The sequence below is a fragment of the Frigoribacterium salinisoli genome, assembly GCF_054781095.1.
Window position 1 is genome coordinate 1035528 of record NZ_BAAGVB010000001.1, and the last position, 21865, is coordinate 1057392.

Sequence of the window (21865 nt, forward strand, 5' to 3'; positions counted from 1 at the left end):
GGCTGGGCGCCCGCCCTAGCCGAAGATGTCGATCGGGTTGACGATGTCCGCGTAGATGAGCAGGACGCTCATCGCCCCCAGGACGGCGACCACCACGAACGTCAGCGGGATCACCTTCGCGGTGTCGACGGGACCCGGGTCGGGCCGGCCCAGGAGCTTCGCGAAGGCCCGGCGCACCGCCTCGATCACGGCACCGAGCACGTGCCCGCCGTCGAGGGGCATGAGCGGGATCAGGTTGAAGACGAACAGCGCGACGTTGAGGTTCGCGAGCAGGCCCACCAGGTACGCGGCCCGGTCGACGAGCGGCACGGCGTCGAGGCTCGCGACCTCTCCCGCCATGCGGCCCACGCCCACGACGCTGAGCGGACCGTCGGCCGCGCGCTCTCCCCCGCCGAACGCGGCGTCGGCCACGCCGACGAGCCGCTGCGGCAGGTGCACGACGAGGTCGGCCACGCGCACGACGTTCTCGCCGACGGTCGGCAGCACCTCGGTCACCGGTCGGCGCACGGTCTCGGTGGCGAAGCCGATGCCGACGAAGCCGACCTCCTGCGTGACGGGTTCGCCGTCATCGCCCTCGACCACCCGCCCGGTGGCGTCGTCGACGACGTAGCGCTCGCTGAGCTGGGGCGTGAGCGTCGTCGTGGCGCGCGCGCCGTCACGCTCGTAGACGACCTCGAGCGGCGTGCCCGGCGACGCGCGGAGGAGCTCCGTCACCTCGTCGCCGTCGGCCACGGCCGTGCCGTCGATCGAGACCAGGCGGTCGCCCGGCGCGAGGCCGGCCGCCGCCGCGGGCGCCGTCTCGGCGCCGGCCGGGCAGCTCGTCGCCGTCGAGCCCGCGGGCAGCACGCACTCGGACACGCTGCCGAGCGTGCTGCTGTACTGCGCGGTGCCGAAGCCGCAGAGCAGCACGGCGTAGAGCACCACGCCGATCAGGAGGTTCATGACCGGCCCGCCCAGCATGATCACGATGCGCTTCGCCACCGGCAGGCGGTAGAACGTGCGCTGCTCGTCGCCCGGGTCGATGGTGTCGGCGCTGGCGGTCCGGGCGTCCTGCACGAGGGTCTGGAAGAAGCCGGTGCTCGAGGTGCGGGCGTCTCCCCCGGCCTTGCCGGGCGGGAACATCCCGGCCATCGAGATGTAGCCGCCGAGCGGCAGCGCCTTCACCCCGTACTCGGTCTCGCCCCGACGACGGGAGAAGATCGTCGGCCCGAAGCCGATCATGTACTGGCCGACCTTGACCCCGAAGCGCTTCGCCGGCACCAGGTGCCCCACCTCGTGCAGGGCGATGGACACGGCGAGCCCGACGACCATGATCAGGACGCCGACGACGAAGAGGAGGACGGTCACCCGAGAACAGTAGCCGCGGACCGCCGGGAGCGAGCCGCGCCGGAGCCCTGGCGACGCTGGGAGCGGGTCCGAGGCCTCCTGACGGCGCGATGGCCGCCGCCGACGCGCCGGCTCAGCGGGCGGCGATGAGGGCGTCGGCCTCGCGCCGCGCCCAGCGCTCCGCCTCGAGCACGCCCTCGAGCGTGGTCTCGGCGCGGTCGTGCCGGTCGACGACCTCGACCACCGTGTCGAGGATCCCCAGGTAGTCGAGGCGCCCCGCGTGGAAGGCCAGCACGGCTTGCTCGTTCGCGGCGTTGAACACGGCGGGGACCGTCCCGCCGGCACGACCGACCTGCTTCGCCAGCTCGACGGCGGGGAACGCCTCGGCGTCGAGCGGCTCGAAGGTCCAGGTCGAAGCGGTCGTCCAGTCGAGCGGCACCCCCGTGCCGGGCACCCGCTCGGGCCAGGCCAGGCCCAACGAGATCGGCAGCCGCATGTCGGGCGGCGAGGCCTGGGCGAGCGTCGAGCCGTCGACGAACTCGACCATGCTGTGCACCACCGACTGCGGGTGGACCGTGACCTCGATGTCGTCGTAGTCGACGTCGAAGAGCAGGTGCGCCTCGATGACCTCGAGGCCCTTGTTGACGAGCGTCGCCGAGTTCGTGGTGACGACCAGGCCCATGTCCCACGTGGGGTGCGCCAGCGCCTCCTGCGGGGTGACGCCCGCGAGCGACTCCCTGCTGCGACCCCGGAACGGCCCGCCCGAGGCCGTGAGGACCAGGCGACGGACCTCGTCCGCGGCGCCCGAGCGGAGGGCCTGGGCGATCGCGCTGTGCTCGGAGTCGACCGGGACCAGCTGCCCCGGCGCCGCCGCGGCCTTCACCAGGTCGCCACCGACGATGAGGCTCTCCTTGTTGGCCAGGGCCAGCACCGACCCCGACCCGAGGGCGGCGAGGGTCGGCGCGAGGCCCACCGAGCCCGTGATGCCGTTGAGCACGACGTCGGCCTGGACGTCGCGCACGAGCGCGACGCTCTCGTCGGTGCCCAGGGCGACGTGCTCCACCCCGTGGCGGCGGGCCTGTTCGGTGACGAGCTCGCGGTTCGACCCGGCGGAGAGGCCGACCACCTCGAAGCGGTCGGGGTTGCGCGCGATCACGTCGAGCGCCTGCACCCCGATCGACCCGGTCGACCCGAGGACCGTCACCCGGCGCATCAGGAGACCGCGAGGATGTCGATGACGAAGACGAGCGTGTCGGTGCCCTCGATGCCGGCGCTGGGCTGGCCCGCCTCGCCGTAGCCCTCGCTCGGCGGGATCACCACGAGCACCTGCGAGCCGACGGTCTGGCCGATCATGGCCTTCGCGAAGCCCGGCACGACCTGGTCGGTCGAGAAGGGGCTCGGGGCGCCGCGGCCCCAGCTCTCGTCGAAGACCTCGCCCGTGCGCCAGTTGACGCCCTGGTACTGCACCGTGACGTTCGCGGGGTCGGGCACGACCTCGCCGTCGCCCTTCTTGAGCGTGGCGATCTGCAGCTCGTCCGGCGCCTCGGCGTCGGGGATCGTGACGGTGGGGCGACCGTCGTCGTCGAGCTCGACGGTCGGCAGGCCCTCGACGGCGGGCTGGTCCTCGCCGTCGGCACGGGTCGGGACGACGGACTGCACGTCCGCGACGATGACCACCGACGTCGCGGCCTCCGCGTCGGCGCCGGTCGCTCCCTGGGGGCGCATGTCGTCGGCGGTCGCGACGGTCACCGTGCGGCTGCCCACGGGCACGCAGGTGACGGCCGAGACCAGGCCGGGGACCCACAGGCCCTCGTCGACCGTGAGCTGCGTGGCGGCGGTGCCGTCGTAACCGGTCACCGCGACCTCGTCGCCGGTCGCGGCGTCGTAGATGCTCACCGCGATGTTGACGACGTCGCCGGGCTCGACCTCGTCGCCGTCGCCCTCGGAGACGACGGTGCGCTGGGTCTCGTCGACCTCGAGCGGCGACTCGAACGTGACGGTGGGCTTCGCACCCGCGTCGCCGGCCACCTCGACGCCGTCGGACAGCTCGCCGGGCTCGGGGCACGTGGCCCGCGGCCCGTCGGCGGTGCTGGCACCGGGGGTCGGGGACGCCTCGGGGGCCTCGTCGCCCGTGCACGCGGCGAGCGAGACGAGGAGGACGGGCACGGCCAGGAGGGACAGCTTGCGACGCATGGGGGACTCACGATCAGCTCGGGGACCCGACCAGTCTGCCGCACGCCGGGCCGGGCGGGGCTGGGCGATCGCCGGTCGGGCGGAGGTCGTGGCCGCTCAGGCCACGGTCGTCGTCGGTTCGTGGTGCACGGGGAACGCCACCGAGGCCGCGACGAAGCAGCTGCGCGCCGCCTCGGCGTGCAGCTCGGCGGCCCGCTCGGCCATCGAGGCGTCGCGCACGACCACCCGGGGCCGCAGCGTCGCGCTCGTGATGCGGCCCCCGCCGGCGTCGTCGCGCTCGAGGGTGCAGGAGGCGGCGTCCTCGTAGCCGACGACGACCACGCCCGCCGAGGCCGCCACGTAGAGGTAGCTGAGCAGGTGGCACTCGGCGAGCGCGGCGAGCAGGAGCTCCTCGGGGTTCCAGCGGTCGGCGTCGCCGTGGAAGGCGCGGGCGGCTGAGCCCTCGATGGCGTGCTTGCCCTCGGCCGACAGCACGAGGTCGCGGCCGTAGGCCCGGTACGAGGTCGTGCCGACGCCTCGGTCGCCGGTCCAGCGGAGGTCGACGGTGAACCGGTGGTCGAGCACGGGGCCTCCTCGGGCGGGTGGGGTGCGTTGCTACGCTCCCCATCATGACCGACCCGAGCGCCTCGTCGACCCCTGCCGCCCGCCGCCCCCTCGACGCCGACGGCAGCGTCGAGCTCGCGGTGCTCGAGCGGTCCGGGCTGGACGAGAGCCGGCACCTCGGTGCCGCCGTCGTCGTGGGGCCCGACGGGGCCGTCCTGCGCTCGGTGGGCGACGTCGGCGCGAGCATCTACCCCCGGTCGTGCCTCAAGCCGCTGCAGGCGCTCACGGTGCTGCGCGCGGGCGTGCGACTGGAGGGGCCGGAGGCCGTGCTCGCGACCGCGAGCCACGCCGGCACGGACGCCCACCAGCAGGTCGTCTCTGCAGTGCTCGACCGTGCGGGCCACGTCGAGGACGACCTCCTCTGCCCGCCGGACTGGCCGAGCGACCCCGCTGCGGGCCGGGCCGCCGTCGAGCGGCGCCGCCTGGCGATGAACTGCTCGGGCAAGCACGCGGCGTTCCTGCTCGCCTGCGAGCACGCCGGCTGGGACCCCGCCACGTACACGTCCCTCGACCACCCGCTGCAGGTCGCCGTGCGCGAGACCGTCGCGGAGGCCACGGGCGAGGTCGTCGACCACGCGGGCGTGGACGGCTGCGGCGCTCCCGTCTTCGCGACGACCGTCACCGGGCTCGCGCGCGGCATCTCGCGCGTCACGGGCTCCGTGGGCCGCGGCGACGACGCGCACGCGGCGCACCTGGTCCGTGCGGTGCTCGACGACGCCTGGGCCCTCGACGGCCCCGGCCGGGCGAACACGGTGACCATCGACGAGCTGGGCGTGCTCGCCAAGCTGGGCGCCGAGGGCGTCATGGTCATGGGCACCACCGACGGCGTCGCGGTCGCGGTCAAGGTGCTCGACGGCAGCCTCCGGGCCGCGACCCTCGTGGCCCTCGAGCTGCTCGCGGCGCAGGGCGTCGTCGACGCCGACGCCGTCGCCCGCGTCGAGGCGCGCACCGTCGAGCGCGTGCTCGGCGGCGGCGTGCCGGTCGGGCGACTCCGACCCGGTCGCGGCCTGCTCGCCGCCTGACCCGCGCATCACGCCCCCGGGCCGGGGTCACGGGCGACGAGCCACGGCACGAACGGCACCCGTTCACCGGGACGGTGCGGTCGACGGGCCCAGCACTCCCCCGTGCCCTCGACGACCACGAGGAGGGCGTCCCGGGTCGAGAGCAGCGGCCGGGCCCGGGCGAGGGAACCCACGTGCGCGACCTGCGGGGCCGAGCCGGCCACGGCCTCCTGCGCGCACCAGCTGCGCACCAGCGCGCGACCGGTCACGGGAGGCGCGACCAGCACGACGGGGACGCTCACGGGCACGCAGAGCGGCCCGTCGACGGGTGAGCCGTCGGGGGCGGTGACCGGCCCGGTGCCCAGCACGAGGACGCCCGTGGCCGGACGCCGCGGTCCGTGACGCGCGGCGTCCCGCTCGGCCGGCGTGCAGGGGAACCTCCAGGACCACTCCGCGGGGGCACCGCCGCTGCCGTGATCGACATCGGCATCGTCCGCCGCGGTCCGGTCGGACGCCGCACGACCGCGCCACGACCGGGGCAGCGGGGCGAGCGGCCACCGGTCGGGGCGGCGCGGTGAGCGGAGCTCGGGCACGGACGGGGGGAGAGGGGACGGCGGCACGCGCCCAGCTGATCACGGTGGTGCCGCCGCCCCGACCGGCCGAGGGCGGCTCGGTGGACGCCGCCGCACCGTGCCGCCCTGGGGACGGACGGTCACTGGACGAGGAAGAACTGCTCCCCGATGTCGACGCGCGCGCCCCGCGGGACGCGCACCCTCGTGCCCGGCTGCACGCGCCGGGGCGGCTGGTCGACGGCCCGCACGAGCGTGCCGTTGCCGCTCCACCGGTCGCTGACCCAGAGGTGGCCCCCCTCGAGGCCGAACTCCAGGTGCGTCTTCGAGACGGACTTGCCGGGGTCGACCAGGCGCACGAGGTGGTCGAACCGCTCACCCGGCTGGGCGACGGGCGCCCGCCCCAGCAGGCCGCTGCCCGAGACGGTCACGCTCTCGCCGGTGCTGAACTGGAGCCCGTACTCGACGGCGCCGGGTCGCGGCGCGACGATGCGCGTCTCGTCCACGTCGTCGTCGTCCTCCGCCTGGCCCTGGGGCACCGACGCGCGGACCGCGGCCCACGGCGAGGACCCGTCGGGCGTGTCCGCCTGCGGAGCCGGGGGCACGCTCGGTGCGACCGGACGCTCGGGCGGTGCGGCCCGGACGACGCCGGGCACGTGGTCGACCGGAGGGAGGAGGGCACCGGGCACGTCCGCGTCACGAGCAGGGCCGGCACTGCCACCCGGACGGGGCGCGTCCGTCGTCGACGGCGGCCACGCCAGGGCGCGACGAGCAGCCTCGTCGACGAGACGGCGCTTGGTGGCGTCCGGGTCCTCCCCCGCGAGCGGGGCTCCCGTCGACGGCTCAGGGGCCGCGGGGGCCCCAGGGACCGTGGGAGGCGACCAGCTCGCCGGGACCGGACGGGGCTGCCGAGGGGCGTCCGCCGGCACGTCGCGGGCACGACGCCCGGAACGGCGCACGCGGCCCGTGTCGGGGCGGTCGGCCGCGTCGTCCGGGGTCGCCCGGGCAGAGGAGGCGTCGGCAGCGGACGCACCAGCAGCAGTGGGCGCACCGGTGGGACGCTCCGAGGACCCGGCCGCGGTGGGCGCGCCGGGAGCGGGTGCGTCGCCCGGGTCGGTCCGGGGGACGTCGTCAGCGCCGGCCCGGGACCCGTCGACGACGGGTGGCCGCCACCCGGGCGTCAGCGGGACCACCGGCCCCGTGAACGACCGCGCCACGGACTGCACGACGGCACCGCACTCGCCGCAGAAGATGTCGTCCTCGTGGATCGGCCCACCGCACTGCGTGCAGCGCTCCCCCGCGCTGCCCGGCTCGACGAGCGGGGGCGGGGCAGCCCCGACGGCAGCCGCGCCGGCGTCCGTCGTCCTCCGGGAGCGGGCGGCGTCGGCCCCCTCGCCCTCGGCCCTGTCGTCGACGTCGCTCGGCACGGCGGGCGCGACGTCGGGCAGGAGGCGTTCGAACAGTGCCGTGTCACCGGGTGCGGGGAGCGCGTCGGCGGGCCCGTCGGCGTCCAGGTCGATCTCGGTCTGCGGGTCGGCAGGGCCGTCGGGGCCGTCGGCCGCGGCGCCGACGGTGCCGTCGCCGACCACCGGGGCGGGCACGTCGTCCCCGCCCCGGACCGTGTCCCCGGACCCGGGCGTGCTCGCCGAACCGGTGCCCGAGACCGGGCCCTGCACGAGGGCGCGACCCTGCCGGTCGACGCCCTCGCGCTCGGCGCCCTCGTGCTCGTCGGTGCCGTGCTCGTCGGCGCCGTGCTCCTCGGCGCCGTGCTCCTCGGCCCCGGCCTGCTCCTCCTCGGCGCGGTCCTCCGCCGGCAGCGGTGCCAGTGAGGCCGTCCAGAGCGGAGCGCGGGGGGCGTGGTCGGCGGACGCCTCGGGAGCGCGCAGGGCAGGAGGCTGCGTCGGTGCGGGGCGGGCGGCCCCGGGTGCTGCCGCCCCGGGTCGGATCGTCTCGGGGCGCGTGGCCCCGGGCCGAGCCGTCTCGGGGCGCGCGGCCTCAGGTCGTGCCGTCTCCGGGCGCGCCGGTGGGGTCGGCCCCCCGTCGGTCACGTCCCGCGGGGCCTCCGCGGACGGTCGGTCGAGGGGCGACGACGACGCGGACGGAGGGATCTCCGTGGTCGTGTCCCGGGGCACGACGGGCGGCGGCCACGACGTGAGGTCGGGGTGGGCGCCCGGAGGGACGACGGGGTGCTCGTCGGGGGCAGCAGGAGCCCCGCTCCCGGGAGAAGGGGTCGCCGGAGCGGCGCCCGGCTCGGGCGCCGAGCCCGGAGCGGGACCGAGGTGGTGGTCGGCGGGACCGGGGGCGGCGTCGGGCTCGACCCGCTCACGGACCCACCACGGCTCGACGTCGCGGCCGGGGACGTGCCGGTCCGCGCGCGACCGCCACGCAGGCGGCGGGGTCGACGCGGTCGGGTCCGAGGGACGGCGAGCGGCGGCCTCGGCGGACGACCGCTGGGCGGCGACGTCGGCGCTCGTCACGGCCCGCCCGCACTCGCCGCAGAACATGGCACCCGCGGGCAGCGGGCTGGCACAGGTCGGGCAGGTCATGGAGGTCCTCAGCGTCGCGGTGGTGTCCGACCATGGTATCGACGCAAGCTGCGCGGGGAGACGGCCGCCTTGAAGCGCTGCCACCGCGGCAGGCCCCGGGACAGCGACGCGCGCATGTCGGTCACGGCGGTCCACACGCGATCGGCGTCCTCCGGCCCGGGCGGTCCCGGGGCGAACACGGCCCGATCGGCGACCCTGGCCAGGACCACGGCCCGCGAGCTGCCCACGGCGGCCGCGATCTCGTGGCGGGTGCCGGACGGCGGCGTGGGGATGCCGTGGTCGACGACGGCGTCCTCGAACTCCTCCCACCCCCCGGCGATCCGGGCGACGGGGTCGGTCCGTCGGCGACGCCGCCGCCGTCGGCGGGCCTTGGCCGCCACCACGGCGACGAACGGCGCGGCGAGGACCGCCGCGACGAGCAGGACCCAGCCGGCGACCCGCACGACGGCGAGCAGGACGGCGAGCCAGGCAGGAGGCGCGTCGGGCGTCTCGCGCTCGGACTGCGGCGGGGACTGCGCGTCGCGGATCTGGGGGTCCTGCGGCGGGGGCTGGACGACGGACTCCGGTCGCGAGACCTGGCTCGGGTCCTGCAGCTGGTCCTCGGGGACCGGGCGCTCCTCCGGGTTGGGGTCGAGCGCGACCCAGCCGTCCCGGGCCGTGTCGACCTCGATCCACGCCGTCACGTCGGCGCCGGTCACGGGGCTCGGCGCGCCGTCGGCCCCCGCACCGTCGGCCCGTGCGCGGAAGCCCATGACGACGCGTGCCGGGAAGCCGAGCTCGTCCGCGACGAGCGCGGCCGCCGTGGCGTACTGCTCGGCGTCCCCGATCATCACGGGGTCGTCGAACAACTGGGCGATGCGGTCTGCTCCGTGGCCGGAGCGGCTCACGGGCTCGTCCTCGCCCACGCCGTGGCTCACGTAGCCCTCCTCGCGGAGCGCGGCGAGCGCGGCGAGCAGCGCCGCGCCGGGCCCGTCGGCGCCGGCCGAGGCGGACCGGGCCGCCTCGCGCACCTGCGCGGGGACGGACCGCGGCGCGGGCACGCGCTCGGGGCCGGGACGCGCGGACGCGAGGTCCTCCTCGTCCGGCTGGTCCGGGAGCACGGCCTCGAGCCGGTAGGAGTCGCCGGGGCGGAGCCCCCCGAGCACGGCCGCCGTGCCGGTGACGTCGTTGTAGTAGAAGGCGTCCCGGAGCTCGGCGGAGTCGTCCGAGGTGAAGCGGACGCCCTCGAGGCGCCCCAGCGTGGGGAGCCACGTGCTCGACCAGTCCGCCACCGCGACGTCGACGCTCACCGCACTGCCCTGCACGTCCGACCGGTCGATCGCCGAGGGCACCCGCGTGAAGGAGCCCGACGCGCTGTCCACCTGGCTGCTCCCCACGGTGTACGCGACCCCGTCGTAGGTGTCGAGGGTGGCGAGGCGCAGCAGGGAGCCGTCGGGCGCGCCGCTCACGGTGAAGAGCACCTCGTCGACCGCGGGCGACTGCTGGTAGGCCCGGAACCGGGTGAGCGGCGAGACCTCGTCGCGCGGGTCGAAGGGCTGCTCGACGGCGTCGCGGGCCACGAGTCGGCTCCCCGTCGGCGGCACGAGCGCGACCGCGCCCGCGGCCACCGCGCCCGCGACGACCACGGTGGCCGCGCCTCCTGCGACCGCGCGGAGGACGGCGGCCCCGTGGCCGGCCGCGCGAGCACCCGACCCGCCGGCGGTGCCCGCCAGGGCGTCGAGGGCCAGGCGCCGGCGGCGGAGGCGCCACCACATCGACCACGTGACGAGCACGGCGAGCAGCGCCAGCGCGGTCGCGACGGGCAGGAAGGCCTCGGACGGGCCGAGCACGATGCCCGTCAGCCACGTCACGACCGGGACCACGGCGGCGACCTCGCCGGAGCGGGCACGCACGGCGACGGAGACGCCGACGACGGTCCCGACGAGCAGCAGCACGAACACGGGGACCAGGAGCGCCTGGTAGCTGCCGACGGGCAGGCTGATGGTGAGCAGCTGCCTCCAGCCGAGGGCGACCCCGGCGACGAGGTCGAGCAGGCCCCGGCCCGACGGCAGGAGGCCCGCCACGGCGGCGTCGGGGACCGCGAGGGGCACGCCGAGCACCAGGAAGGCCCCGACCGTGCCCGCCGCGAGCCACGCGCTCGACAGTCGCCGCACGGCACCGACCACGCCCAGTGCGGAGCCGACGAGCACGGTCACGGCGACGAGCACGACGAGCTGACCGCTGCGGTGGATCGGCCACCAGGTGCTCACGGCGACGACCTGGGCGAGGACGAACAGGCCCGTCGCCACGACCACGAACGGCGCAGGAGGCCCGGTGCGGCGACGAGGGCGGTCGCCGGGTCGACGGGGGCGGTCGCCCGGCTCGGTCGTGCTCGTGCTCACGAGGCGGCCACCCGGGCGAGCGACTTCTGGAGGTCCTCCAGGTAGCCGATCGTGAGCACCGTGAGGTCGCCGAGGCGCCGGAGGCCGGGCACCGACTCCGGGTCGCACACCACGGCGACCGACTCCACGCCGAGCGGGAAGGCGGCGGCGGCGGCGCGGAGCTGGGTCAGCGTCGTCGTCGACCCGACGACGAGGAACGCGACGGAGATGCCCTGCACCTGCTCGCCGGCGACCCGTGCGACGTCCGTGACGGCGAGCGCCGAGGGGGCGAGCTCGACGACGGCGAGGTCGTCCAGGAGGCGGTCGCGGGTGAGGGTGGCCAGGCGACGGATCTCGAGCTTCTTGCGCTTCGCGAACTCGGGCGTGCGCTCGCTGACGACGACGCTCACCTCGCGCGCGTCGCGGATCGCGCGGGCGCCCAGCGATCCGACGGCGCTCACCGCGAGCTCGAACTCCTCGTCGATGGCGTAGTCGGCGGCCGAGAGGCTGAGGGCGATGACCAGGTGGCTGCGTCGGCTCTCCTCGAACTGCCGCACCATGTGGGTGCCCGTCTTCGCGGTGGACCGCCAGTGGATGTTCCGTCGCTCGTCGCCCGGCTGGTACTCGCGGAGCGCGTGGAAGGAGATGTCGCTCGTCGAGAGGTCCCGGGTCGGGCTGCCCTCGAGGTCGCGGACGAGCCCGGTGCTCGTGCTCGGGATCCCGATCGTGCGCGGGTGCACGAAGACCTCGGCGACGCCCGTCCAGTCGAGCTCCCGCCGGGCCAGCCCGACCGGGTCGCCCCGCACGGTGCGCACCGGTCCGACGTGCACGAGGCCTCGGCGGCCCGTGGGGACGCCGAACGTGCGCTCGGCGCTCTCGTCGGGCCTGAGGCCCGGAAGGGCCAGCTCGGCGAGGCCGGCCCCGACGGGCACCTCGACCGTCGTCCCGAGCACGCGACGGCGCGTCGGGTTCGTCACGACCACCGCTCCCCCGGCGGTCTCGCCCACCGTGACCCGCGGGTGCGGGATCGACAGGGCGACCTCGAAGGCGTTGCGCCCGGCGAGGAACACGCCGGCCACGACGAGCAGCACGACCGACGCCCACCCCAGGACGACGAGCTCGAGCCAACCGAGGAGGTACCCGGCGACGAGCGAGGCGGGCGCGGCGACGAGGACCACCCAGCCGAGCGGGGTGACGACCGACGACGCCGCGGTGAGGGCCCCGCGGAGGGCGGAGCGGAGCACACGGCCGACGCGCACGCCGAGCACGAGCGCGTCGGCGACGGGGCCGGTGCGGTCCCCGACGATCCTGGTCCGGGCGTTGGTGAGGCCCTGCGTGCCGGTGGCGGAGACCGCGTCGACACGGGCGCTCGAGGTCGTGCCCCCGGGCCGTGGGTCGACACGGGCTCCCCCGCCCCTGGCCCGCGAGGTCGTCCTCGGGGAGGGTCCGGCGCTCACACGGCGGTCCGCTCCGCCGGCGGCGGCGTCTCGATGAGCAGCTGGCTGACGACGCTCGAGGGCGTCACGCCGTCGAACTCCGCCTCGGGGTCGAGCACGAGACGGTGCGCCAGCACGGGCTCCGCGAGGGCCTTGACGTCGTCGGGCGTGACGTAGTGCCGGCCCGAGGCGGCGGCGTAGGTCTTGGCGGCCCGCACGAGGCCGAGCGCACCGCGCACGCTCACGCCGAGCCGGACCTCCTGCGCCGTGCGCGTGCCCTCGACGAGCCGCGCGACGTAGTCGGCGAGCGACGGCTCGACGTGGACGGTGCGAGCCAGCTGCGCCATCTCGGTGATGACGCCGGCCTGCACCACGGGCGCGAGGCTGCCCTCGTGCACCCGGGTCGCCGAGCCCTCGAGGATCCGCAGGGTCGCCGCGTGGTCGGGGTACCCGATGGACGTCTTGAGCAGGAACCGGTCCAGCTGCGCCTCCGGGAGGCGGTAGGTGCCGGCCTGCTCGATCGGGTTCTGGGTGGCCACGACCATGAAGGGGCGGCCCACGTCGTGGCTGACGCCGTCCACCGTGACGCGCCCCTCCTCCATCACCTCGAGCAGGGCCGACTGGGTCTTCGGGCTCGCACGGTTGATCTCGTCCGCGAGGACGACGTTCGCGAAGATCGGCCCGCGGTGGAACTCGAACTCGCCGACCTTCTGGTCGTAGATGCTCACGCCCGTGATGTCGCCCGGCAGGAGGTCGGGCGTGAACTGCACGCGCGAGCTCGTGCCCTGCACGCTCTGCGCCATCGCGCGGGCCAGCGAGGTCTTGCCCGTGCCGGGGTAGTCCTCGAGCAGGAGGTGCCCCTCGCTGAGCAGCGCCGTGAAGGAGAGCCGCACGACGAACGTCTTGCCCAGGAGGACCCGGTCGACGTTCGCCACGAGGCGTCCGAAGACGTCGGAGAACCAGGTCGCCTGCTCGGGGGTCATCGTCATGTCGCGTTCCTCACTCGGTGATGACCGGGAGGTGGTCCCGGTCGTAGTCGACGGTGGCCGTGCTGGTCCGGAGGCGGGTCTGCAGCCGCAGCTCGGGGTCGTCGGCGACGGTGACGTCGCACGACGCGCTCGCTCCCGCGTCGATCGTCGTCCATCCTCCTGTGCCGCACCGGTACTGGCGGGAGGCGAGCCCGCTCCCGGTCGGCGCCGAGAACGTCCACGTGCCACCCGCAGCGGTCCCGGAGAAGGTCGGCGAGACGAAGCCCGCGAGCACGGGGGTGGCCTCGGCGCCGTCGGACGGCGGACCGCAGAAGCGCTGCGTGTCGTCCCGGCACCCCCGGACGGCGACGACCGACGTCCGGTTGTAGAGGCCGGGGTCGTCGCCCGTCGTCACCCTGCCGGAGGCCGGCACGGCCGCCCACGGACCGTCGCCGAGGCGGACCTCGTACCGCGACGCCGTGCCGCCGTCCACCGCGAGGCCCGAGGCGGCGACGTCGTACCGGTCGCTGGTCCCGTTCTGGACGACGGCCAGGTCGACGGACGCCTTCCCGGGCGCCTTGAGGCTCTGGACGGCTCCCGAGCTGGACGCCGTGCAGAAGTAGCCGTTGCGCACGTAGGCGAAGTACGCGTACTCCTGCCCGTCCGCCGCGGTCCGGTCGACCAGGTCCTTCGTCAGCTCGACGCCGTACGGGTCCGCCTGGCCGACGGCGCACGTCGGCGTGGGCGTCCCGGCCGCAGCCCGTCCGTAGGAGTACGCCAGGGCCCCCCCGCCCCGTGCGGAGCTGTCCGTCCGGGAGAGCCCGATCCACCCCTGGCCCGGATCGACCACGGTCGCCGTCACCGACACGGGCGGAGGGGTGCCGACGGGATGGCCCGGCGCCGACGTCGTCCGGGCCCAGTCCGCCGTGGACGAGACCTGAGCGGCGTTCTCGGCGCGGACCGTGGCCGTGTAGCGCGCGTCGGGGTCGAGGCCGGTGAGCGTCGACAACCGGAGGTCGGTCGTCGTGGACGTGGCGGGCGCACCCGGCCCCGTCATGTCGACGACGTAACGGACCACCCGGCTGCCCGGGCGCGGATCGGGGACGCGCGACCACGAGACGTCCAACCCGCCCGGCGTGCTGCGCGACGCGGCCACCGTCACCGTGGCCGGCGCCGCCGGCACGAAGTCGGCGCTGTAGGGGGCGCTCACCGCGCTCGGGGCCGAGTCGCCGACGGCGTTGCTCGCGACGACGGAGAAGGCGTACTGCTGCGTCGGGTCGAGGTCGGTGAGGGTGCACACGGTCGCGACGCCGCAGTCCTTGCTGTAGGTCGCGCCACCGCTCGTCGAGGTGCCCGTGAGCACGAAGCGCGACACGGGCGAGTTGTTGGCCGCGGGCGACTGGTAGGCGAGCGTGAGCTGCCCGCCCCGGAAGGTGCCCGTCCTCACGGGCGCGTTGGGCGTGCTGGGGACGTCCTGGACGGAGATGGTGACGTTGCCCCAGACCCGCCGGTCCGGATCGCCGGTGACGTCCGCGACCTGGTACTGGAGGTTGGTGTCGACCGGCAGCGCCGAGGCGTCGGCCGTCACGGAGAGGGTGCGACGGTCGGCACTCGGCGTGATGCGGACGCCAGCGGGCACGCGGCCTCCGTCGAGGCCCCGGATGGCGACGACCTCGAGCGGTCGCCCGGGGAAGGGGTTGGTGGCCTGGTCGTTCTGCAGGACGTCGACCGTCGTCGTCCCGCCGCGTCGGACGACCGCGCGGTCGGCGGCCGGCAGCGCGAGGGGCCGGCTCGACGCCACGACGGAGACGGTGACGGCGCCGGTCCTGCCCTGCGCCGCTGCGTCGGCGACCGTGATCGGCAGCGACCGGGAGGTCCCCTTCGTCGCCGAGGCGTCGGCGGTGACGGTCAGCCGCTGCCCCGACACGGAGTACGAGAAGCCGGGCACGGAGGAGGCCCCCGCGGCGTAGGTCAGCTCGCCGACGTCGTCGGGGTAGGGGTACGTCGTGAGGCGGGTCAGGTCGACGGTGCGGGACTCCCCCGGTTCGAGCTGGATCGACGTGCCGTCGAACACCGGCGGCTGGTTCTCCCGGGGCGTGACCCGGACGGGCAGCACGAGGGTGGCCTTGCGCCCGTCGGGGTCGTCGGCCGACCGGCCGTCCGTCACCTCGAAGGAGATGCTCGCGGCACCGTAGAAGAGGTCGGCGGACCGGAAGCGCAGGGTCGTGGCGTCGACGACCAGGTCGTCGCCGGAGGCGTGGGTGGCGCGCACGGCCGACGGGTCCGTGAGGCGCACCGAGCGCCCGCCGCTGGCCACGACGTAGCGGTCCAGGTCGATGTCGACCGCCTCCTCGCTCGCGACCGTGATCGTGGGGGCGGTCCTGTCGATCTGCGGGAGGGCGTCGTCGGACCCGGGCACGCGGATGAAGGCGTACGCCCGCAGGGAGTCGTCCTGGGGGTGGGAGACGTAGAAGGGCACGATCTGGCTCGTCGGCAGCACCTCGACCTCGACCTGCCCGTCTCCCGTGATCCGAGCGGTCGAGCCGTGACCGGGTTCGAGCCCGAGGCCGAGCTCGGTGACCGGGCCATTGGCGAAGAACGCGTTGCGGAGCACGTCGACGCGCACGCTGTCACGATCGAGGACGTCACGGAGGTCCAGCACGGTGTCGTCCGCCAGGGGCTGCCGCAAGGGGGCGTCGCGGTCGACGACGACCGTCACGAAGCTGGAGCTCGCGCCGCCGACCTCGTTCTCGACCGTGTAGACGAGGCCGTACTCGCCCTCGGCGCGAGGCGGCGTCACCGACACGGTCGTCCCGTCGAGGACCTCGGCGCGGACGCCGTCGTCACCGTTGGGCTCGACGGACGTGACCGTCAGGGCTCCGCCGTCGGGGTCGGAGTCGTTGTCGAGGACGCGCACGGCGATGCTGCCACCGGGCCGCATGGTCACCGTGTCCGCGACCGCGACCGGGTCCCTCGACCCCTCCGCGCGCTCCGCGATGCCGATGCGCACGGTCCCGGTGGCCCGGGCGCCGAGCCCGTCGATGACGGAGTAGGTGAAGGAGTCCGTCCCGGCCTGGCCCGGCCCCGCCTCGAACTCCAGGAAGTCGGGGCCGACGTTCGTGACGCTGCCCTTCTCGGGGTTGGTGTCCACCCCGACGAGCTGGACCGCGTCGCCGTCGGGGTCGATGCCGTCGAGGGGGACGGCCACGCGGACGCTCTCACCGGCGACGACGCGTGCCGTCACGGTCTGCGGCACGGGAGGCGCGTTGGTCGCCGCGTCGGCCTCGCGGACCGCGATGGACACCTGCGCGGAGGCGCTCTGCCCGTCGGCACCCGTGATGCGGTACTGCGCCGTGAAGTCGCCGGGCGTGCTCGGTGCGAGGTAGCGCAGCCGGTCGCCCGCCGTGAAGAGCAGGCCGCCCCCCTCGGGGACGTCCTGGTCGAGGGCGGGCACCAACGTGATCTCGTCGCCGTCGGGCTGCTCGTCGTTGGCGAGCACGTCGATGTCGATCGCGTCGCCGACCCGGACGGTGGCGGCGTCCGCGGCGGCCACGGGCGGCTGCACGACCCCGGGGCGCGGGATCTCGACGACGGTGACGCTCCCCTCCGCCGACGCGAGGCCGTTCGTGACCGTGTAGCTGAACGTCGTCGACCCCGTCTCGAGGGGTGCCGTCGACGTCACCCGGAGGTAGCGCTGCTCGAGCGCCTCGACGCGCACGCCCTGACCGGCGTCGACCGTCGACGTGCCGGTGAGCACGAGGACGTTGCCGGCGGGGTCGCGGTCCGTGGCCGTGACGTCGACCGTCTCGGTGCTCAGCGTCCGCACGAAGACGGTCTTCGGCACCGTGACCGGTGGCGTGCCCGGGTCGGGCGGCTCCTGCACGTCGACGCGGACGGTGCCGGTGGCCGTCTGGTCCCCGTCCGTGACCGTGTACTCGACCGCGTGCGAACGGACCTCGTCGCTCGAGAACCGGAAGGTGCCCTTCTCGTAGCTGGGCGTGACCACCGACCCGGCCTGCGGCGGGACGCTGTTGAGCCGCGCGCGGCCCGAGCCGCCGACGACGTACCGCAGCGGGTCGATGCTGGTCTGGCGCCCCGCGTAGGCCTCGACCGTGAACGAGCGCGCCTCGAGGGGCGCGGTCCCGTCGACGGCGACCGTCAGCGTGCCGGCCGACTCGTCGCGCCCGTCGGAGACGACCAGGGCGACGTCGACGCGGCTGCGCCCGGTGCCGTCGTCCTGGACCACGACCTCGCCCGTCGGCTTGGACGTGACGCCCTCGCCCGTCGCGCTCACCAGGTAGAAGGCGTCACCGTCGGGGTCGACCCAGTCCCCCAGGACGTCGACCTCGAGCCGCCCGCTCGACGACACGGACGCCTCCGTGCTGCGCACCTGGCGGGGTGCCCCGTTCTCGTCCGCCCCCCGGACCGTGACCGTCACGGTCGCGCTCGCGGTCCCGCCGCGTCCGTCGGAGACGACGTAGTCGAACGAGACCACGCCCGAGGCCTCCTGAGCGAGCGTGAGCAGGAGCTGCTGACCGTCGTTGATGACGTCGACGCGCCCGACGGCCTCGTCGACGGCGCCCACCGAGTCGATGGCGAGGGGGTCGCCGTTGGGGTCGAAGTCGTTGAGGAGCACGGGCAGCGTGCTCGCGCGCCCCGGTCTCGCTCCGAACTCGTCCGCCACGGCGACGGGCGGCTTCTGGTCGGGGTCGAGCTCGGGCGGCTGCTCGGCGTCGTTCTCCTCCTGGTCGTCCTCCTGCCGCTCGTCCTCGACGAGGTCGCCCCAGTTGTCGACGAGCTGTCCTCCGCGCTGCACGGCCCAGGACCCGCCCCCGGCAGGGTCGCTGAGCATCACGCGACGCCCGTTGACGTCGAAGACGAGGGGCGCCGAGGGCGCGACCTGCTCGAGCGCGAGGACCTGCTCGCCGTCGGCGCGGCAGTCGCTCCAGGCGGTGCCGTCGGCCCAGGCCGCCCACGTGCAGCCGTCGACGACGACGGGCCGGGCGGGCAGGCCGGACCGCTCGCTGACGAGGCCCGTCGGGGCACCCCCGTCGAAGGGCACCGACAGGAGGCCCGTGCCCGTGGCGACGAGCACCGCCGACCCGTCGTCGCTGGCCTCTTGCAGGGCGAGCCCGCCCGTCGAGCGGCTCCCGAGGTCGACGGCGCGACCGTCGACGACGAGGGCCCCGGACGCCGTGTCGAGCACGGCCCAGTGCGGTCCGACCGAGGTCACCTGGTAGTCGTCGCCCTCCGGGAGGCCCGTCACCGCCGTCTCGTCGACCTCGAAGCGGTCCGCCGAGCCGATCATCGACACGGCCCCGCTGTCCGCGGAGAAGACCGTCGTGCGGCCCCCGGGCGTGACGGCAGAGACCGCGTCGGCGCCGAGGCTGAGGTCGGGGTCGGAGTCGGCGACGTAGGAGGACAGCTCGTCGACCGGGACGGACCAGTACTCGCCCGTGCCGTCCGAGGCCACGACGACGCGGTCGCCCGCCAGGTGCACCGCCGGCGACGTGGGCGGCAGGGGCACCTCGTCGACGACGGTCGCCGTGGCGGTGTCGACGATCCCGACGGTGGCGCTGCTCCGGTCGACCAGGAGGACGTCCTGACCGGCCTGGGCCACGGAGAGGTCGGCGCCGCTCGTCCGCACGGCGGAGTTGAGCTCCAGCACGTCGGCGTTGGCCCGCCCGATCGCGCCCAGCTCGCCGTTGGCGACCCAGACGGTGCCGTCGTCGAGGTCGAGGCGCTGGGCCTCGTACCCCGTGCTCACGACCGCGACGGTCGCGACGAGCGCCGCCACGACGACGCCGCTCAGCGTGGTGGCCGCCGCCGACCGGTGCCCGCGGGCCCAGCCGACGAGCGCCTGCCTCACGGGCCCTCCCCCGTCACGCACTTCTCGCCGCTCGGCAGCCCGGTGGAGCCCGCCCGGGCGACGCGCACGGTGACGCAGACCCGTTCGCCCTCGCCGGGCGCGTCGACGACGTAGTCCGCGGAGGTCTGCTGGCTCGTCCCGTCACCGGCGGCGATGACGTAGGCGTCGCCCGGTCGCAGCCCGGGGTCGTCCCAGCTGAAGCGCACGCTGTCGTCGGTGAGCACGGCGTCGACCGCCCCCACGCGCGGGATCTCGGTGGAGGTCGCCCGCACGAGCACCAAGGTCGCCGTGGCGCCGAGGGCCGTGACGACGACGGACGCGGCCACGAGCGCCCAGACGAGCGCGGTGACGCCTCGTCGGCGCGGGCGTTCCCTCGTGGCCGTGCCCCGAGGCACGGCGCGGCTCTGGCCCAGCGCGGACGCCTGCACGGCGGAGGCCTGTGCTTCCGTGACGCGGCGTCGCCGGCGACGACGACGCGTCGAGGCGGCGGCGGAGGAGCCCCGGAGGCGCGTGGCGTCCTCGAGGTCCGCGACCGTCGCCAGGGCCCAGTCGTCGACGGCGACCTCGATGGGCGTCTGCCCGGCGCCGATCTCGGTCTCGACCTGCTGCAGCTCGCGGATGAGCTCGAGCACGCTCGCCTGACGGTGGTCGGGGCGGCGCGACATGCTGCGGGCCAGGATGCGCTCCAGGCCGGCCGGGACGTCGGTGCGCCCCGTGGGGGGCAGCTTGCCCCGGTCGATGCGGCCGATGAGGTCGGAGGCACCGTTCCTCTCGCCCCCGAGCACCTCGAAGGGGCTGCGACCCGCGAGGAGCGAGTAGACCGTGGCCCCGAGCGAGTAGACCTCGGACTCGACGCTGCCGGCGGTCTCGTCGACGAGCACCTCGGGCGCCGACCACGGGATCGACATGCCCACGACCTCGCTCGGCTCCCCGCCGCCGAGCGACGCCGCGATGCCGAAGTCGGAGAGCACGGGGTGGCCGTAGGCCGTCATGAGGATGTTCGACGGCTTGATGTCGCGGTGCAGGACCCCCTGCCGGTGGGCCGTCTCGACGGCACTGCCGATCTTGACGCCGATGCGCAGCACGTCGGCGACGGGGATGCGCTCCCTCCGGTACCGCTCGCTGAGGGAGGCCGAGCAGAGCTCCATGACGAGGTAGGGCCGACCGTCGGCCGAGACGCTCGCCTGGAACACCGTGAGGATCGAGGGGTGCCCGCTCAGCTGGGCCATGAGGTTCGCCTCGGCCTGGAACATCTGTCGGACCTGGTCGTCGACGACCTCGCTCAGGAGCACCTTGACGGCGACCTGTCGCCGCGGCATGTTCTGCTCGTACAGGAAGACGTCGGCGAACCCTCCGGAGCCCAGGACGTGCACGTACGAGAAACCGGGCAGGACGGGAGGCTGGGACGGGAGCCTGCGTGCCACGTCGCCTCCTTGCTCGTTCCGGGGGTCACGGTCTGCGGGCGTCGGCGGTGCCGACCCGGGGAAGTCTACGGCGACCCTCCGGCCGCCTCCTCACGGGGCCCCGATCCTGTGGACGGAGCGGTCGCCCCCACTCCTGGGGAGGGACGCCGACGCGCCCCGCGCGGGGCGCGGGACCGGTCAGCCCGCCGCGCGCGGGGCCCTGCGGACGTCGACGACGACGGCGGTGACGTTGTCGCGTCCCCCCGCGTCGACGGCGGCGTCGACGAGCGTGCGGGCCGCGTCGTCGGCGCCCTCGACCGCGGCGAGCACGGCGGCGAGGTGGCGCGCGGAGAGCTCCTTGGTGAGACCGTCGGAGCACACCAGGAGGCGCAGGCCCGCCCGCAGCGGCAGGTGCCAGTAGTCGGGGCGCGGGTCCGGGTCGAAGCCGACGGCGCGGGTGATGACGTTGCTGTCGGGGTGCCGCTCGGCGTCGTCGGGGTGCAGGATGCCCGCGTCGACCATCTCCTGGACGACGCTGTGGTCGACGGTCACCTGGGTGAGGACGTCGTCGGCGTAGGCGTAGACGCGGGAGTCGCCCACGTTGAAGACGCTGAAGCGCAGCCCTCCGTCGTCGCCCTGCGAGAGGAACGCGCCCGTCGCCGTCGTGCCGACGCCCAGCTCAGTCCCCTCGGCGGCCACGGCGATGTCCTCCGTGGCGCGCTGCAGGGCTGCCTCCACGGCCTCCTGCGTGACCACGGCCTGGTCCACGAGCTCGTGCAGGCGGTCGACGACCGCGGCGCTGGCGACGTCGCCCGCGCTGTGCCCGCCCATGCCGTCGGCCACGACGAAGAGCGGCGCCTCGGCGAGGTAGCTGTCCTCGTTGTGCGCGCGGCGCCGACCGACGTCGGTGCGCCCCGCCCAGTCCAGGGCGAGCTCGCCCTCGGTCGACGCGAGGGCGTGCGCGGTCGTCGGGCGTCCGATCTGGGTCACGGCTGGGGTCCGTCCTTGAGGGTGAGGCGCTGCGGGGGGAGGATCTCGAGCAGGACCGCGTCGCCGAGGTCGATGGTGGTGCCGGCGAGGACCGTCAGGGACTCCCCCTGACGGAGCTGCACGGCTGGCCGGCCGGGCTGCGCCACGCGCGTCCCGTTGGTCGACCGGAGGTCGGTGACGACGACGACGTCGCCCTCCTGCCGCACATCGAGGTGGCTGCCGGAGACGATGCCGCCGTCGGACGCGACCGCCACGAGGCGCGGGGTCGCGCCGCGGGGCACGCGGGGCGCAGAGGGGCGCCGGCCGATGACGACGGGCACGTCGAGGGGGTGCACCAGGTGGCCCACGCGCACGGAGTGGACCCGGGCGGGACGGGACGCACCCGGACCTCCTGGGCGGTCCGTGACCTGGGCGGCACCGCCGGACGGACGGGCCGAGAGCACGGTGTCGTCCGTGTCCGCCTCGCTGCGCGCGTGCGCCGACCGGACCGCCCACGCCGCCGGTCGTACGACGGTGTCGTCGAGATCCCCCGGGTGGTCGGTCACGACGACCACGCTACCCGGCAGGAGCGCCGCGCACGACCACTCCTGCACAGGAGGCC

The 21865-nt window shown here is 75.5% G+C and carries 14 protein-coding genes; 1 reads left to right on the plus strand and 13 read right to left on the minus strand.

From position 1 onward, the window contains the following. Positions 1-15: 15 nt before the first annotated feature. The 4 genes from ACYVHQ_RS04855 to ACYVHQ_RS04870 form a co-directional block, all read right to left on the minus strand. Complete coding sequence (locus tag ACYVHQ_RS04855; RefSeq protein WP_460511247.1) at positions 16-1311, minus strand: M50 family metallopeptidase; 1296 nt, start codon at positions 1309-1311, stop codon at positions 16-18. A 148-nt stretch (positions 1312-1459) separates the two neighbouring features. Continuing rightward, a complete protein-coding gene (dxr, locus tag ACYVHQ_RS04860) occupies positions 1460-2539 on the minus strand; it encodes a 1-deoxy-D-xylulose-5-phosphate reductoisomerase (protein WP_460511007.1) in 1080 nt (359 codons plus the stop codon). After that, the gene (locus tag ACYVHQ_RS04865) at positions 2539-3519 is read right to left on the minus strand and encodes an FKBP-type peptidyl-prolyl cis-trans isomerase (RefSeq protein ID WP_460511008.1); all 981 of its coding nucleotides are present in this window, start codon (positions 3517-3519) and stop codon (positions 2539-2541) included. The genes dxr and ACYVHQ_RS04865 overlap by 1 nt, the downstream gene beginning before the upstream one ends. Before the next feature lie 96 nt (positions 3520-3615). Next, the gene (locus tag ACYVHQ_RS04870) at positions 3616-4083 is read right to left on the minus strand and encodes an OsmC family protein (RefSeq protein ID WP_460511009.1); all 468 of its coding nucleotides are present in this window, start codon (positions 4081-4083) and stop codon (positions 3616-3618) included. A gap of 44 nt (positions 4084-4127) precedes the next feature. Here ACYVHQ_RS04870 and ACYVHQ_RS04875 point away from each other — a divergent pair, with 44 nt between their 5' ends. Then, positions 4128-5144 (plus strand): asparaginase, encoded by a 1017-nt coding sequence (locus ACYVHQ_RS04875; RefSeq protein WP_460511010.1) that lies wholly within the window; start codon positions 4128-4130, stop codon positions 5142-5144. Positions 5145-5152: 8 nt separating this feature from the next. Here ACYVHQ_RS04875 and ACYVHQ_RS04880 read toward each other — a convergent pair whose 3' ends face one another. The 9 genes from ACYVHQ_RS04880 to ACYVHQ_RS04920 all read right to left on the minus strand — a co-directional run bounded on the left by ACYVHQ_RS04880 (position 5153) and on the right by ACYVHQ_RS04920 (position 21809). After that, positions 5153-5491, minus strand: coding sequence for a hypothetical protein (locus tag ACYVHQ_RS04880; RefSeq protein ID WP_460511011.1), 339 nt, complete (start codon positions 5489-5491; stop codon positions 5153-5155). Positions 5492-5835: 344 nt separating this feature from the next. Continuing rightward, a complete protein-coding gene (locus tag ACYVHQ_RS04885; protein WP_460511012.1) occupies positions 5836-8238 on the minus strand; it encodes an FHA domain-containing protein in 2403 nt (800 codons plus the stop codon). Positions 8239-8246: 8 nt separating this feature from the next. Continuing rightward, complete coding sequence (locus ACYVHQ_RS04890) at positions 8247-10619, minus strand: transglutaminaseTgpA domain-containing protein (RefSeq protein ID WP_460511013.1); 2373 nt, start codon at positions 10617-10619, stop codon at positions 8247-8249. Continuing rightward, complete coding sequence (locus ACYVHQ_RS04895) at positions 10616-12055, minus strand: DUF58 domain-containing protein (RefSeq protein WP_460511014.1); 1440 nt, start codon at positions 12053-12055, stop codon at positions 10616-10618. Before ACYVHQ_RS04895 ends, ACYVHQ_RS04890 begins: the two co-directional genes overlap by 4 nt. Further along, positions 12052-13023 carry an AAA family ATPase gene (locus ACYVHQ_RS04900; RefSeq protein ID WP_460511015.1) on the minus strand — a complete coding sequence of 324 codons (972 nt, stop codon included), beginning with the start codon at positions 13021-13023 and terminating at the stop codon, positions 12052-12054. Before ACYVHQ_RS04900 ends, ACYVHQ_RS04895 begins: the two co-directional genes overlap by 4 nt. A gap of 10 nt (positions 13024-13033) precedes the next feature. After that, on the minus strand, positions 13034-18871 hold the full coding sequence (locus tag ACYVHQ_RS04905) for an Ig-like domain-containing protein (RefSeq protein ID WP_460511016.1): 5838 nt from the start codon (positions 18869-18871) through the stop codon (positions 13034-13036). Next, a complete protein-coding gene (locus ACYVHQ_RS04910; protein WP_460511017.1) occupies positions 18868-20295 on the minus strand; it encodes a serine/threonine-protein kinase in 1428 nt (475 codons plus the stop codon). Before ACYVHQ_RS04910 ends, ACYVHQ_RS04905 begins: the two co-directional genes overlap by 4 nt. A 177-nt stretch (positions 20296-20472) precedes the next feature. Further along, positions 20473-21264 carry a PP2C family protein-serine/threonine phosphatase gene (locus ACYVHQ_RS04915; RefSeq protein WP_460511018.1) on the minus strand — a complete coding sequence of 264 codons (792 nt, stop codon included), beginning with the start codon at positions 21262-21264 and terminating at the stop codon, positions 20473-20475. Further along, positions 21261-21809 carry an FHA domain-containing protein gene (locus ACYVHQ_RS04920; RefSeq protein ID WP_460511019.1) on the minus strand — a complete coding sequence of 183 codons (549 nt, stop codon included), beginning with the start codon at positions 21807-21809 and terminating at the stop codon, positions 21261-21263. The genes ACYVHQ_RS04915 and ACYVHQ_RS04920 overlap by 4 nt, the downstream gene beginning before the upstream one ends. Positions 21810-21865: the final 56 nt, after the last annotated feature.